The sequence below is a fragment of the Pseudomonas sp. GW822-FHT02D10 genome (genome assembly GCF_058802345.1).
Genome location: NZ_JBXAOB010000010.1, coordinates 176509 through 190189 on the forward strand (window position 1 = coordinate 176509; position 13681 = coordinate 190189).

The window sequence follows — 13681 nt, forward strand, 5'->3', positions numbered from 1 at the left end:
CGCCACGTTTTAAAGCGGTTTGCAGGTTGTAAACCCCTTATTTTTCAGCATTTTTTATAGAGGCACGGGATTACATGGAAATCGGTCTGCGCGAGTGGCTGATCGTCATCGGCATTATTGTCATTGCCGGTATTCTTTTTGATGGCTGGCGGCGCATGCGCGGCGGCAAAGGCAAGCTGAAATTTCGCCTGGACCGCAGCCTGTCCAACCTGCCGGACGAGGACAGCGGCGCTGAGCTGTTGGGTCCGCCGCGCGTGCTGGATACCCATAAAGAGCCGCAACTCGACGAGCATGACTTGCCGTCGGTGAGCATGCCTGCCCGTGAGCCGCGTGAATCGGGTTCCAAGCGCGGCAAGCGTGGCAGCGAGCCATCTCAGGGCGACCTGAATTTGAACCTGGACCTGGACGGTGGCCCGAGCTTCAGCAGCCGTGATGATTTCCCGGACGAAACCAAAACGTCGAGCGCTGCGGCAAATAAAGAACAGCCGCAGGCAGAAGAAGTACTGGTCATCAGCGTGATCTGCCGTGATCCGGGCGGTTTCAAAGGCCCGGCCCTGTTGCAGAACATTCTGGAAAGCGGCCTGCGCTTTGGCGAGATGGATATCTTCCATCGTCACGAAAGCATGGCCGGTAATGGCGAAGTGCTGTTCTCCATGGCCAACGCGGTCAAGCCTGGCGTGTTCGATCTGGACGATATCGATCTGTTCAGCACCCCGGCTGTCAGCTTCTTCCTCGGCTTGCCAGGCCCGCGTCACCCGAAACAAGCCTTCGACGTGATGGTCGCCGCCGCTCGCAAACTGTCTCAGGAGCTCAATGGCGAACTGAAAGACGATCAGCGCAGCGTGCTGACCGCTCAGACCATCGAGCACTACCGTCAGCGTATCGTCGAGTTCGAGCGCCGCGCCCTGACCCAGAAGCGCTGATTCAAAGGTTGCTCCCGCGCCGGGCGCGGGGCAATCAGCAAAATAGATTGAGCAGCCTCGGCTGCTCTTTTGCTTGTGCGCCAGGCATGGCGCGTTGCGCGCAAGCGCAACCAGCTTGGCTGTGGTGGCCTCGCTGGTGACTTGGAGGTGAAAGTCCTCTACACACCCGGCAAGGGGAAGTGTTAGCCAGAGGCAAGGGTGTCGCGGGCGACTGCGAATCTGAAGGAAGCCCGAGGCAAAATGCTGGCCTGACGAACAGGAAGCGGATAGAGGCGGCGCAGCGGGGTAAGAAGGCAAGCATCTTCAAGGCCCGATACTTGCACGGAACGCTGTGACGTAGATCCGACAGGCATAAGCAGGAAGGTCGCGCGAATTACCCTGGGAGATCTGCAGGTTTGCCACTGTGCTACCGAGCGCCGCGAGGCGACGGGATGAATCTGCAGAAGTCAGCCGAGGCCGTAGTAAGTGGCGAGTAACCACGCCACCAAGGGCCGAACAGGTTATGCCGCCAGTAGGCGTCAGAGTCTCGTCGAATGCTGAAACGCAGAATATTCTCCAAGAGAAAACTGTTACCCCAAGTCCCGGACGGTATTCGAGGATGACGGCTGACAGGGCGCAAGCATCGACGGCGTCTGTGACGTGGACGAACGCGGAGCCGGACACGCTGATGGCGCGGGTGCTTGCACCCGCCAACCTCAGACGTGCGTATCAACGCGTAGTCAGCAACAAAGGCGCGTCGGGTGCCGATGGCATGACGGTCGAGCATTTGTCAGGCTACGTGAAACAGTATTGGCCGACCCTCAAGGCTCGGTTGCTGGCCGGTGAGTACCACCCGCAAGGTGTGCGCACTGTCGAAATCCCCAAACCCAAAGGCGGAACCCTCCAGCTGGGCATCCCCAGCGTCGTGGATCGCCTGATCCAGCAGGCCCTGCTACAACAGCTCACGCCGATCTTCGATCCGCTGTTCTCGGACTACAGCTACGGCTTTCGTCCGGGCAGAAGCGCTCACCAAGCCATCGAAACCGCTCGCGGCCATGTGGCGGCGGGACACCGCTGGTGTGTGGAGCTTGATCTGGAGAAGTTCTTTGATCGGGTCAACCACGATGTATTGATGGCCTACCTCGAGCGTCAAATCGAAGACAAACGGGTGCTCACGCTGATCCGTCGTTATCTCGAGGCGGGAACGATGTCAGGTGGACTCGTCAGCCGACGGCAGGAAGGGACGCCGCAAGGCGGCCCGCTCTCGCCGCTGCTGTCGAATATCTTGCTCAACGAACTCGACCGCGAACTGGAACGGCGGGGCCATCGTTTCGTGCGTTATGCCGACGACGCGAATATTTATGTGCGTAGTCGTCGCGCCGGCGAACGAGTGATGGCTGGCGTCGAGCGTTTCCTGAACCAGCGCCTGAAACTGGTGCTGAATCGGGAAAAGAGCCGAGTCGTCGGGTCGTGGATATGTGATTACTTGGGCTATGGAATGAGTTGGCATCAACAGCCGAGACTAAGAGTGGCAACGATGAGTCTGGATCGCTTGCGCGACCGACTTCGAAGCCTGCTGCGCACAATGCGAAGCCACAAGATGGCGAGCGTCATCGAGCGGATCAACCCCGTGCTGCGCGGCTGGGCTGGCTACTTCAAGTTGAGTCAGAGCAAGCGGCCACTTGAGGATCTTGATGGCTGGGTGCGTCACAAACTTCGCTGTATCATCTGGCGCCAATGGAAGCAGCCCTCTACGAGGGCGCGCAACTTAATGCGTCTAGGGCTCAACGAAGCTCGTGCTTGTCACTCAGCATTCAATGGTCGAGGCCCTTGGTGGAATTCGGGAGCACCCCATATGAATCAGGCGCTGCCGAAGAAACTCTGGGATCGACTCGGGCTGGTCTCAATACTGGACACGATAACCCGGCTTAACCGCTTAACCTGAACCGCCGTATACGGAACCGTACGTACGGTGGTGTGAGAGGACGGCGGATGCAAATCCGCCTCCTACTCGATTATGAGAGAACACCCATGACCGCCGCTGAAAATCGCATTCTAGAGCTGCGCGCTGAGCTGGATCAGCACAACTACCGTTACTACGTCCTCGACGAGCCGAGCATTCCGGACGCCGAATACGATCGGCTGTTCCACGAGCTCAAGGCGCTGGAAACGGCAAACCCCGAGCTGGTCACTATCGACTCACCGACCCAGCGGGTTGGCGGTGCGGCGCTTGCGACGTTCACTCAAGTGCGGCACGAAGTGCCGATGCTCAGTCTCGGTAACGCCTTCGAAGAAACCGACATGCGCGAGTTCGATCGCCGGGTCACCGAAGGTCTGGATTTGCCGGCCGGCGATTTGTTCGGCGGTGGCGCCGAGGTTGAATACAGCTGTGAGCCGAAGCTCGATGGCCTGGCAGTCAGCTTGTTGTATCAGGACGGCATGCTGGTGCGCGGCGCTACTCGCGGCGACGGCACCACCGGTGAAGACATCAGCGTCAACGTGCGCACCGTGCGCAACATTCCGCTCAAGCTGCAAGGCAGTGGCTGGCCGGCGACCCTGGAAGTGCGCGGCGAAGTGTATATGTCCAAGGCCGGTTTCGAGCGTCTTAACGCCACGCAGCTGGAAGTCGGCGGCAAGACCTTCGCCAACCCGCGCAACGCCGCGGCGGGCAGCTTGCGCCAGCTGGATTCGAAGATCACCGCCAGTCGCCCGCTGGAGTTTTGCTGCTATGGTCTCGGCCAGGTCTCGGCCGAGATTGCCGACACACACATCGGCAATTTGCTGCAGCTCAAGCAGTGGGGCATGCCGGTCAGCCGCGAGCTGAAACTGGCCAAGGGCATCGATGAATGCCTTGATTACTACCGCGACATTGGCGAGCGCCGTAATGCGCTGCTTTATGAAATCGACGGCGTGGTGTTCAAGGTCAACAGCATTGCCTCGCAACGTGAGCTGGGCTTCCGCGCTCGCGAGCCGCGCTGGGCGATTGCCCACAAGTTTCCGGCGATGGAAGAACTCACCGAGTTGCTCGACGTGGAATTCCAGGTCGGCCGAACCGGTGCGGTCACTCCGGTTGCGCGGTTGAAACCGGTGAAAGTGGCGGGTGTGACCGTGTCCAATGCGACGTTGCACAACATGGATGAAGTGGCGCGTCTGGGTTTGATGATTGGCGATATGGTAATCATCCGCCGCGCCGGTGACGTGATCCCGCAAGTGGTGCAAGTGGTCACCGAGCGTCGTCCGGAAAACGCCCGCCCGGTACAGATTCCCGAGTGCTGTCCGGTCTGTGGTTCGCAAGTCGAGCGCACGCAACTGGTCAAGCGCAGCAAGGGCCGCGAAACCGTCAGCGAAGGCGCAGTGTATCGCTGTGTCGGTCGTCTGGCCTGCGGTGCGCAGCTCAAGCAGGCGATCATCCATTTCGTTTCGCGCCGGGCCATGGACATTGAAGGCTTGGGCGAGAAGAGCGTCGAGCAGTTGGTGGACGAAGGTCTGGTCAGCTCGCCGGCGGATTTGTACGCCTTGAGCTTCGAGCAGATCGTTGACCTGGAAGGTTTTGCCGAGCTGTCGAGCAAGAACCTGCTAGGCGCCATTGCCGATAGCAAGAAGCCTGGCCTGGCACGTTTCATCTACGCCCTTGGTATTCCGGATGTCGGCGAAGAGACGGCCAAGGTCCTGGCGCGCTCACTGGCGTCGCTGGCGCGGGTTCAGCAGGCGTTGCCGCAAGTGCTGACGTACTTGCCGGATGTCGGGCTGGAAGTCGCCTACGAGATTCACAGCTTCTTCGAAGACGCGCACAACCGGAAAGTGATCGAAGAACTGCTCAAGCATGGCCTGGAGATTCAGGATCAGGGCGAGTTGGGCGCCGAGTTTGCTGCCAGTACCACGCTGGGCGGGATGATCGACAAGCTCAACATTCCCTCGGTCGGGCCGGGCGGGGCGCAGAAGCTGGCCGACAAGTTCGGTTCGCTGGAGGCAATCATCAGCGCCGACTGGCTGGACATGCGTCAGGCGTTGCCTGAGAAACAGGCCAACGCTGTGCGGGAGTTCTTCGCCATCGAACAGAATCGCCAGCTGGCGCTGGATGCCGAGAAGCAATTGCGCGACTTCGGCATGCACTGGCAAAGCGAGAAAAAAGTCGTCGAAGGCTTGCCGTTGGCAGGCCAGACCTGGGTGCTCACCGGCTCTCTGGAGCTGATGAGCCGCGACGTCGCCAAGGACAAGCTCGAAAGCCTCGGCGCCAAGGTGGCGGGCTCGGTGTCGGCCAAGACTTACTGCGTGGTGGCGGGGCCTGGCGCAGGCTCAAAATTGGTCAAGGCCAATGAGCTGGGGTTGAAGGTGCTGGACGAAGAGGCGTTTGTCGGGTTTCTGAAGGAGCGCGGTATCAACGTTTAAGATCGCAACTGCGACAGCTCCGGGATCGGCGTTTACCGGTCGGAGCTGCCGCAGGCTGCGATCTTTTCAGGATCAACGCAGGTCCTTGACGCGGCTCATATTTTTTAATCTGTACCAACGGTTGTAACTTCGTCTCAGATAGGTACAATGGCGCGGCTCGCCGTCAGGTGAGCGTCGTTATGGTGACCCCATCGGTCCCCCCGCAACGATTACCCGTGAACCTGGTCAGATCCGGAAGGAAGCAGCCACAGCGGGAACATTGTGTGCCGGGGTGTGGCTGGTGGGGTTGCCACCTTAACGCCAGGCCTTCTTTCGCAAGGCTTGTACTCTCTCAAAAAATTCCAGACTTTTATCTCATTGATCTTCCCTGATCGATGCTTCGTTTTGTCTGAAACAACCTCTCCGTCATTCCGAAAGCGCAAACACCCGCAACCGATGCCCATCAGGATCGAGTGCCACGAAGGTGTAGCCGAAATCCAGTGCAGTCGGTGTTTGGGCGATGCGCAGCCCTTGTGCGGTCCATGCGGCGTACAGCGTGTCGACCGCCTGCTCGTCGGCCACCGAGAATCCCAGTTCGCCGCCACCGCCCGCCGCTTCGGCCGCAGGTTCCACGGTGTGCCTGGACCACAGCCCAAGCTTTAGCCCTGAATCGAGAATGAACAGTGCGAAGGTCGGTTGCAGTTCAACCGGTGGTTTGTCCAGTAGGCGGCTGTAGAAGTTGGCACTGGTGGCGGGGCTGTCGACGTACAGCAGCAGATAATGTTGGGCGTTCATGGCGACTCCGATGTCGTTGGCATTGATGGCTCAAGCCTAGATGGTCGGGTTGTCAGTTTCTGTCAGTAGTCGATAGCAAAAGAGCAGGCGCGCCTATCAATCCGATACGCATGCCTGCTCTTTTTTTGTTTCTGGCTCTAAGGCTTGGACAAGGCCTGGTCAACCGCCGCGATCAGCCTTCCCAGATCCTTCGGGGTGGCGTTGTGTATGACACCGAACAAATACGCTCGCTGCTCGTCTTCGTCGCCAAGATCGGCAAAAAACGCTTTGAGCTTCACTCCCAGCACATCGGCAAGCATGAACAGGGCTTCCACACTAGGGGTATAGGTGCCGGTTTCGAAGCGGCTGATGGTTTTGGGGTCAAAACCGGTTTTTTCACCGAGTTCAGCCTGAGTAAGCCCCGCCACCTTGCGATAGCGTCTTATGGCTGGACCCAAACTTGAAATTTGCATCGCTCAATTCCCATTTAGAATCAAGAACTTAACGATAGATTTTTGCATTAGACAACTGCATGATCCATCACCTTGCTTTGCAAAATGTGATGTATTTCGTAGAATCACCGCTTCGTACGGGCATTTGGTGACCTGGCTTCATAAGTCCAGACAATGTGAGAAAGCCAGCATTGCGTTACTTCTCAGAGTGTGCGGAGACGCCGCTGACGACGCGAAATACCGTTTCAATATTACCCGAGTCAGTGTTTTTGACGTGCCTGTACGAGGCCTCTGAGCCTAGTTGATCTTCGTCTGTTCGGGGGCCATCGAATGCTGTTCATGGAGTTTTAACGTGCATCTGAATTTGCCGGCCCGCTCTTTTACAAGGATGTTGCCCCGACAGCATCACGCGCTGCGATCCCCTGCGCAGTGCAACACCTTTCAAAACATCTCTTCCGGGCGTCGTGCGCTGGTCGAGCGGTACAACCGCTAGCCACAGTGAGCCGTACTCATGGATGAGAAGTACCGCAGGGCCGTAGATGCAGCCGCTATTTTTTCCGAGACTGACCTGGCGGGGCGCATTACTTACGTCAACGATTTGTTTTGCGCGGCGTCTGGTTATAGCCGCGAGGAACTGCTGGGTGCCGACCACCGCATCCTCAACTCAGGCCTGCATCCTGACGATTTTTTCGCAGCGATGTGGCGCACCATTGCTCTGGGCAAGGTCTGGAAGGGCGAAATCTGCAATCGGGCCAAGGACGGTAGCCTCTACTGGGTCGATAGCACCATGGTGCCGGTGCTGGACGAGTCGACCGGGCGGGTCCATCGCTATCTGTCGATTCGCTTCGATATCAGTGAAAAGCGCCAGTTGCTGCACTCGCTGCAATGGCGGGTCGGCCATGACGTGCTGACCGGTCTGCCCAATCGGGCGTATCTCTCCGACTTGCTCGAGCAGGCCCTGGATTATTCCCGCGTCGAGAACGTGCCGTTGGCGGTATGCATGCTCGACCTCGATGGTTTCAAGGCAGTCAATGACGGCTATGGTCACGCCAGTGGCGACGTGTTGCTGATTGAAGTGGCCAAGCGCCTACGCACCATCGTTCGTGGTGAGGATGTGGTGGCACGGCTGGCCGGGGACGAGTTCGTGCTGATTTTGCGGTTTGTGCGCGATATGCCGGAATTGCGCGCGGCGCTGCATCGGGTGCTAGGGGCGATCTCTGCGCCGTATTCCATTCTGGGCAAGGACATCAATGTCTTTGCCAGCATCGGCGTCACGCTGTTCCCGGACGACAGTGAAGACGCGGAAACCCTGCTGCGCCACGCCGATCAGGCAATGTACGTGGCCAAGCAAAGCGGGCGTAACCGTTTTCACCTGTTTGATGTGATGCACGACCAAGAGGTCAAAGCGACTCATCAGACGGTCGCACGGGTCCGTCAGGCCTTGCTCAGCGATGAGCTGCGCCTGCATTTTCAGCCCAAGGTCAATATGCGGTGCGGTGCGGTGGTGGGCTTCGAGGCGTTGCTGCGTTGGGAGCACCCGCAGAATGGCCTGGTGCCACCCAGGGAGTTTCTGCCGTTTGTGGAGGAGACTGATCTGATCGTCGATATTGGCGAGTGGGTGATGGAACAGGTTCTGGCGCAGTTGTCGCGATGGCAAAAGGACGGTCAGCGTTGGCCGGTCAGCGTCAACATCGCTGCTCGGCATTTTCAGCGAGCGGACTTTTTTGATCGGCTCAAGAACGTGCTCGAACGGCACGCCTGGGTCGCGCCCCAGTTGCTCGACCTGGAGATTGTCGAGTCGGTGGCGATCGAGAATATTCAGCACGTCAGTACCTGCCTGCAAGCCTGTCAGGCGCTGGGCGTGAGGTTCTCTCTGGGGGATTTTGGCACCGGTTATTCGTCGCTGAGCTACCTCAAGCGTCTGCACACGCATACCATCAAGATCGATAAGTCATTTGTGCGCGACATATTGCATGACCGCGATGATCTGGCGTTGACCACTGCGGTGATCGGCCTGGCTCGGGCATTCGGACGAGAGGTGATCGCCGAAGGCCTGGAAAGCATTGAGCATGGCCAGTTGCTGTTGCGCCTGGGTTGCGAGGTGGCGCAGGGCTATTTCATTGCGCGGCCGATGCCGGCCAGTGAGGTGCCGGGTTGGGTCAAGGCCTTCGTCGCGCCGACCCAGTGGCAGGCGCTGGACCAGGCGGTCTGAGGCTGATGGCGGCGGGTTGGCCTGGGCCGGCTCACTTGAGCCAGGCTGAGCATCACGTCGTACCCGATGCCTTGGGTCGGCCGAAACTCCCCAGCAAAAGAACCGGCAGGAGCCGATTAAAACGCCTCCAAAGACCAGCTTAGCCAGATTAGCCGAGCGCACCGGATGCAATTTTGCCCTTGCTCCGCTAGCATTACCCGCTTCCGCTTCCCAGTTGCGACGGTTTTCGATGAGTTATCAGGTTCTTGCACGTAAATGGCGTCCGCGCTCGTTTCGCGAAATGGTCGGCCAGACCCATGTGCTCAAGGCTCTGATCAATGCCTTGGACAGCCAGCGGCTGCACCACGCCTACCTTTTTACCGGCACCCGCGGTGTGGGCAAGACCACCATCGCGCGGATCATTGCCAAATGCCTGAACTGTGAAACAGGTATCACTTCGACGCCGTGTGGCGAGTGCTCGGTGTGCCGCGAAATTGATGAAGGGCGCTTCGTCGACCTGATCGAGATCGACGCCGCGAGCCGGACCAAGGTCGAGGACACCCGCGAACTGCTCGACAACGTGCAGTACGCGCCGAGCCGTGGGCGTTTCAAGGTCTACCTGATCGACGAAGTGCACATGCTCTCCAGCCATTCCTTCAATGCGCTGTTGAAAACCCTCGAAGAGCCACCGCCCTACGTCAAGTTCATCCTGGCGACCACCGATCCGCAGAAACTTCCTGCAACGATTCTGTCGCGGTGCCTGCAGTTCTCGTTGAAAAACATGACGCCGGAGCGTGTGGTCGAGCATTTGACCCATGTGCTCGGCGTCGAGAATGTGCCGTTCGAAGACGATGCACTGTGGCTGTTGGGCCGTGCGGCCGACGGTTCGATGCGCGATGCGATGAGCCTCACCGACCAGGCCATCGCCTTCGGTGAAGGCAAGGTCATGGCGGCTGACGTGCGGGCGATGCTCGGCACGCTCGATCATGGCCAGGTCTACGACGTCCTGCACGCGCTGCTCGACGGTGACGCCAAGGCGTTGCTCGAAGCGGTGCGGCATCTGGCCGAGCAGGGCCCGGACTGGAACGGCGTGCTGTCGGAAATTCTTAACGTGCTGCACCGCGTCGCGATTGCCCAGGCCCTGCCTGAAGGCGTCGATAATGGTCATGGCGACCGCGACCGGGTGTTGGCGCTGGCTCAGGCGTTGCCGGCCGAAGACGTGCAGTTCTATTACCAGATGGGCCTGATCGGACGCCGCGATTTGCCGCTGGCACCCGACCCGCGCGGTGGTTTCGAAATGGTCTTGCTGCGAATGCTCGCGTTCCGACCGGCAGACACCGCGGACGCACCGAGGCAGCCGCTAAAGCCAGTGGGGATCAGCCAGGCCACAGTTGATTCCGCAAACTCAGTGGCTGGCGCACCGCGTGTTGCGCCGGTAGTCGCTCCGGCTCCCGTTGCTGCTGCGCCTGTCGCTGCGGCGCCGGTTCAACCGGTTGCCGAGGTGGTTGCACCCGTGTCGGCACCTGAGCCGATTGCTCCAGTGGTCGTGCCTGCGCCTGAGCCTGTGGCCATCGTCGAAGCAGTCGTCGACCTGCCCTGGAACGATCCGGTGGAGCCTGAGATCGTGCAGCAACCGGCCGTCGAGCCGGTACTGGAGACGACCGCCGAACAGCCTGACCTGACCCCCATGCCGATGCCGACTCCGGACAGTGTTGTACCCGATGCTCCGGAATGGGCGGCAGCGCCGATTCCCGAGCCGTCGGTGGCTGAAGTCGACGCCGCCACGCCGGGCATGGACCTGGATGACGAGCCGCCGCTGGACGAGGACTACATCGAGCCGGACATGGATTCGGCCTATAGTTACCTTGATGAACTGGCCAGTGAGCACACCGCAGAACCAACGCCGGCACCCGAACCTGAACCGGCCGCGATGCCGGCCACCGGTCTGGCATTGCAATGGCTGGAGCTGTTCCCGAAATTGTCGATTTCCGGCATGACCGGCAGCATCGCCGCCAACTGCACGTTGATCGCGGTCGATGGCGATCACTGGCTACTGCATCTGGACCCGGCCCACAGCGCGCTGTTCAATGCGACTCAACAACGCCGGCTGAACGATGCACTGAACCAGTATCACCAGCGCACCCTGACGGTGAGCATCGAGCTGATCAAGCCCGAGCAGGAAACCCCGGCCCAGGCGGCTTCGCGTCGACGCGCCGACCGCCAGCGCGAGGCCGAGGATTCGATCCATGGCGATCCGTTCATCCAGCAAATGATGCAACAGTTCGGCGCGGTGATCCGTAACGATACTATTGAACCTGTCGAGGCTCTGGTCAGCCAGGGCTAATAACTGAAGGCGTTCGGCCCACTGGGCCGGGCGCCGTTTTGATCCAAGTACTTTTGAGGTGATTCCCATGATGAAAGGTGGCATGGCCGGCCTGATGAAGCAGGCGCAGCAGATGCAGGAAAAAATGGCCAAGATGCAGGAAGAGCTGGCCAACGCCGAAGTCACCGGTAAAGCCGGTGGCGATATGGTCACTGTGGTAATGACCGGTCGTCACGACGTCAAGCGCGTGACCATCGATCCAAGCCTGGTGGAAGGCCTGAGCGAAGACGACAAGGAGATGCTGGAGGCCGTGTTCGCCGCCGCCGTCAACGACGCCGTGCGCAAGATCGAAGCCAACAGCCAGGACAAAATGTCCGGCATGACCGCAGGCATGCAACTGCCGCCGGGCATGAAACTGCCATTCTGATTCGCTAACGCGTCGGATGGACTACAAAAATGTCAGGCATCGTGCCTGGCTTTTTTGTTTCTGCGACACGCAGATGAGCATTTGACGTCGGCCTTCAGGCGCAGGTATAAACCGCGTCTCGTTGTTTTGTCGGACCTTTCCCCCATGAGCTTCAGCCCTTTGATTCGCCAACTGATCGACGCCTTGCGCACACTGCCCGGTGTTGGTCAGAAAACCGCCCAGCGCATGGCGTTGCAACTGCTCGAGCGCGATCGCAGCGGTGGCTCGCGGCTGGCGCTGGCCTTGAGCCAAGCTATGGAAGGGGTCGGCCATTGTCGTCTGTGCCGCACGCTGACTGAAGACGATCTGTGTCCGCAGTGCGCCGACACCCGCCGCGACGACACTTTGCTGTGCGTGGTCGAAGGGCCGATGGATGTCTATGCGGTGGAGCAGACCGGGTATCGCGGTCGCTACTTCGTGCTCAAGGGGCATTTGTCGCCACTCGACGGTCTGGGCCCGGAAGCCATCGGCATTCCGCAGTTGCTGGCGCGGATCGAAGAGGCGGGTACATTCACTGAAGTCATCCTGGCCACCAACCCGACGGTTGAAGGTGAAGCCACGGCGCATTACATCGCCCAGTTACTCAGCAATAAAGGCCTGATCGCCTCGCGCATCGCCCACGGTGTGCCGTTGGGTGGCGAGCTTGAGCTGGTGGATGGCGGGACTCTGGCCCATTCGTTTGCCGGACGTAAGCCGATCGTTCTGTAGCGCGTGAACTGACGTCATCGCGAGCAAGCTCGCTCCCACATTGGACCGCATTCGACAGGACAATTCGGTCAACTGTGGGAGCGAGCTTGCTCGCGATGGCGTCGGTGAAGACGCCGAGTTATCTTTCGCTCAACGCAAACTGCGTCAGGCAGAACGTCGGAATACCCATGTCTTCCAGCCGCTGTGAGCCGCCCAGTTCCGGCAGGTCGATAATCGCCGCCGCTTCGAAAATCCGTGCGCCCATGCGTCGAACCAGATTGGCCGCAGCGATCAGCGTGCCCCCGGTGGCGATCAGGTCATCGAACATCAGCACCGAGTCGCCTTCACAGAGGCTGTCGGCGTGGACTTCAAGGAAGGCTTCGCCGTACTCGGTCTGATAACCCTCGGACAGCACGTCAGCCGGCAGTTTGCCCTGCTTGCGAAACAGCACCAGTGGCTTGTTCAACTGATAAGCGAGGATCGAGCCGATCAGAAAACCGCGAGCATCCATGGCGCCGATGTGGGTGAAGTCGGCTTCGACATAGCGGTGCGCAAAACTGTCCATCACCAGGCGCAGGGCCTTGGGGGACTGGAACAGCGGGGTGATGTCGCGAAAGATCACGCCCGGCTTTGGGAAGTCGATCACGGGGCGGATCAGGGATTTGATGTCGAAGGAGTCGATGACCATCGTCGAGGTGTCCTGGCAGGCTACAAACGCCGCAGTATAACTGCGGCTGAGCGGGTTCGCTCAGCCGCAGTCGCAAGATCAGCCTTCGACCGAACCACCGGCCAGCGCGCAGAGCTGGATCGGGTCGAGGATGTGCACTTCCTTGCCTTCGGCGGCGATCAGCTCGTTCTGCTGGAAGCGCGTGAACACGCGGGACACGGTTTCCACCGCGAGGCCCAGGTAGTTGCCGATTTCGTTGCGCGACATGCTCAGGCGGAACTGGTTGGCCGAGAACCCGCGAGCGCGGAAACGTGCCGACAGGTTGACCAGAAACGTGGCAATACGCTCGTCAGCGGTTTTCTTCGAGAGCAACAGCATCATCTGCTGATCGTCACGAATCTCGCGGCTCATCACGCGCATCAATTGGCGGCGCAACTGCGGCAGTTGCAGGGCCAATTCATCGAGGCGCTCGAAGGGGATTTCGCAGACCGAAGTGGTTTCCAGCGCCTGGGCCGAAACCGGGTGGCTTTCGGTGTCCATGCCCGACAGCCCGACCAGCTCGCTCGGCAAGTGGAAGCCGGTGATCTGCTCTTCGCCGCCGTCGCTCAGGCTGAAGGTTTTCAACGCGCCGGAGCGTACTGCAAAAACGGAATCGAACTCGTCACTCTGGCGGTACAGAAACTCGCCTTTTTTCAGCGGGCGACCACGTTTGACGATGTCGTCCAGCGCATCCATGTCTTCCAGATTCAGAGAAAGTGGCAGGCACAGAGGGGCCAGGCTGCAATCCTTGCAATGTGCCTGGTTATGAGCGCGCAGTTTAACTGACTCGGACATTTCTTAGATCCTTGTGG

At 59.7% G+C, this 13681-nt stretch carries 11 protein-coding genes and 1 other RNA gene; 8 read left to right on the plus strand and 4 right to left on the minus strand.

Features of this window, described 5'->3' with window-relative positions; translation table 11 throughout:
• Positions 1-74: 74 nt before the first annotated feature.
• From zipA to ffs, 4 genes are all read left to right on the plus strand, one after another.
• The gene (gene zipA, locus AC1RPZ_RS17875; protein ID WP_493138292.1) at positions 75-923 is read left to right on the plus strand and encodes a cell division protein ZipA; all 849 of its coding nucleotides are present in this window, start codon (positions 75-77) and stop codon (positions 921-923) included.
• Between the two features lie 502 nt (positions 924-1425).
• On the plus strand, positions 1426-2847 hold the full coding sequence (ltrA, locus tag AC1RPZ_RS17880) for a group II intron reverse transcriptase/maturase (protein ID WP_493138293.1): 1422 nt from the start codon (positions 1426-1428) through the stop codon (positions 2845-2847).
• Between the two features lie 86 nt (positions 2848-2933).
• Positions 2934-5291, plus strand: coding sequence for an NAD-dependent DNA ligase LigA (ligA, locus tag AC1RPZ_RS17885; protein ID WP_493138294.1), 2358 nt, complete (start codon positions 2934-2936; stop codon positions 5289-5291).
• Positions 5292-5480: 189 nt separating this feature from the next.
• Positions 5481-5577: signal recognition particle sRNA small type (gene ffs, locus AC1RPZ_RS17890), an RNA gene on the plus strand.
• 119 nt (positions 5578-5696) lie between these two features.
• Here the strand turns inward: ffs and AC1RPZ_RS17895 are convergent.
• Together AC1RPZ_RS17895 and AC1RPZ_RS17900 are read right to left on the minus strand one after the other, a co-directional pair.
• Entirely contained in the window at positions 5697-6065 is a 369-nt protein-coding gene (locus tag AC1RPZ_RS17895) for a VOC family protein (RefSeq protein WP_493138295.1), read from the minus strand.
• Positions 6066-6202: 137 nt separating this feature from the next.
• The gene (locus tag AC1RPZ_RS17900) at positions 6203-6517 is read right to left on the minus strand and encodes a helix-turn-helix domain-containing protein (protein WP_493138296.1); all 315 of its coding nucleotides are present in this window, start codon (positions 6515-6517) and stop codon (positions 6203-6205) included.
• Positions 6518-7007: 490 nt separating this feature from the next.
• On the opposite strand from AC1RPZ_RS17900, the gene AC1RPZ_RS17905 reads away from it, so the two are divergent.
• The 4 genes from AC1RPZ_RS17905 (at position 7008) to recR (ending at position 12184) form a co-directional block, all read left to right on the plus strand.
• Positions 7008-8708 (plus strand): putative bifunctional diguanylate cyclase/phosphodiesterase, encoded by a 1701-nt coding sequence (locus AC1RPZ_RS17905; protein ID WP_493138297.1) that lies wholly within the window; start codon positions 7008-7010, stop codon positions 8706-8708.
• A gap of 229 nt (positions 8709-8937) precedes the next feature.
• Positions 8938-11031: a DNA polymerase III subunit gamma/tau gene (dnaX, locus tag AC1RPZ_RS17910; protein ID WP_493138298.1), complete on the plus strand. Its 2094-nt coding sequence runs from the start codon at positions 8938-8940 to the stop codon at positions 11029-11031.
• Positions 11032-11098: 67 nt separating this feature from the next.
• The gene (locus tag AC1RPZ_RS17915) at positions 11099-11437 is read left to right on the plus strand and encodes a YbaB/EbfC family nucleoid-associated protein (RefSeq protein WP_008028561.1); all 339 of its coding nucleotides are present in this window, start codon (positions 11099-11101) and stop codon (positions 11435-11437) included.
• Positions 11438-11581: 144 nt separating this feature from the next.
• Positions 11582-12184 (plus strand): recombination mediator RecR, encoded by a 603-nt coding sequence (recR, locus tag AC1RPZ_RS17920; RefSeq protein WP_401120225.1) that lies wholly within the window; start codon positions 11582-11584, stop codon positions 12182-12184.
• 118 nt (positions 12185-12302) lie between these two features.
• On the opposite strand, the gene AC1RPZ_RS17925 is transcribed toward recR, so the two are convergent.
• Together AC1RPZ_RS17925 and fnr are read right to left on the minus strand one after the other, a co-directional pair.
• A complete protein-coding gene (locus tag AC1RPZ_RS17925; protein ID WP_493138299.1) occupies positions 12303-12851 on the minus strand; it encodes an adenine phosphoribosyltransferase in 549 nt (182 codons plus the stop codon).
• Positions 12852-12929: 78 nt separating this feature from the next.
• Complete coding sequence (gene fnr, locus AC1RPZ_RS17930) at positions 12930-13664, minus strand: fumarate/nitrate reduction transcriptional regulator Fnr (protein ID WP_493138300.1); 735 nt, start codon at positions 13662-13664, stop codon at positions 12930-12932.
• Between the last annotated feature and the right edge of the window lie 17 nt (positions 13665-13681).

Bases quoted from the DNA above. Each gene is read 5' to 3' on its own strand.
- AC1RPZ_RS17895 (WP_493138295.1), bottom strand. From the start codon at position 6,065: ATGAACGCCCAACATTATCTGCTGCTGTACGTCGACAGCCCCGCCACC.
- recR (WP_401120225.1), top strand. From the start codon at position 11,582: ATGAGCTTCAGCCCTTTGATTCGCCAACTGATCGACGCCTTGCGCACA.
- zipA (WP_493138292.1), top strand. From the start codon at position 75: ATGGAAATCGGTCTGCGCGAGTGGCTGATCGTCATCGGCATTATTGTC.
- ligA (WP_493138294.1), top strand. From the start codon at position 2,934: ATGACCGCCGCTGAAAATCGCATTCTAGAGCTGCGCGCTGAGCTGGAT.
- AC1RPZ_RS17905 (WP_493138297.1), top strand. From the start codon at position 7,008: ATGGATGAGAAGTACCGCAGGGCCGTAGATGCAGCCGCTATTTTTTCC.
- ltrA (WP_493138293.1), top strand. From the start codon at position 1,426: ATGCCGCCAGTAGGCGTCAGAGTCTCGTCGAATGCTGAAACGCAGAAT.
- AC1RPZ_RS17900 (WP_493138296.1), bottom strand. From the start codon at position 6,517: ATGCAAATTTCAAGTTTGGGTCCAGCCATAAGACGCTATCGCAAGGTG.
- dnaX (WP_493138298.1), top strand. From the start codon at position 8,938: ATGAGTTATCAGGTTCTTGCACGTAAATGGCGTCCGCGCTCGTTTCGC.
- fnr (WP_493138300.1), bottom strand. From the start codon at position 13,664: ATGTCCGAGTCAGTTAAACTGCGCGCTCATAACCAGGCACATTGCAAG.
- AC1RPZ_RS17925 (WP_493138299.1), bottom strand. From the start codon at position 12,851: ATGGTCATCGACTCCTTCGACATCAAATCCCTGATCCGCCCCGTGATC.
- AC1RPZ_RS17915 (WP_008028561.1), top strand. From the start codon at position 11,099: ATGATGAAAGGTGGCATGGCCGGCCTGATGAAGCAGGCGCAGCAGATG.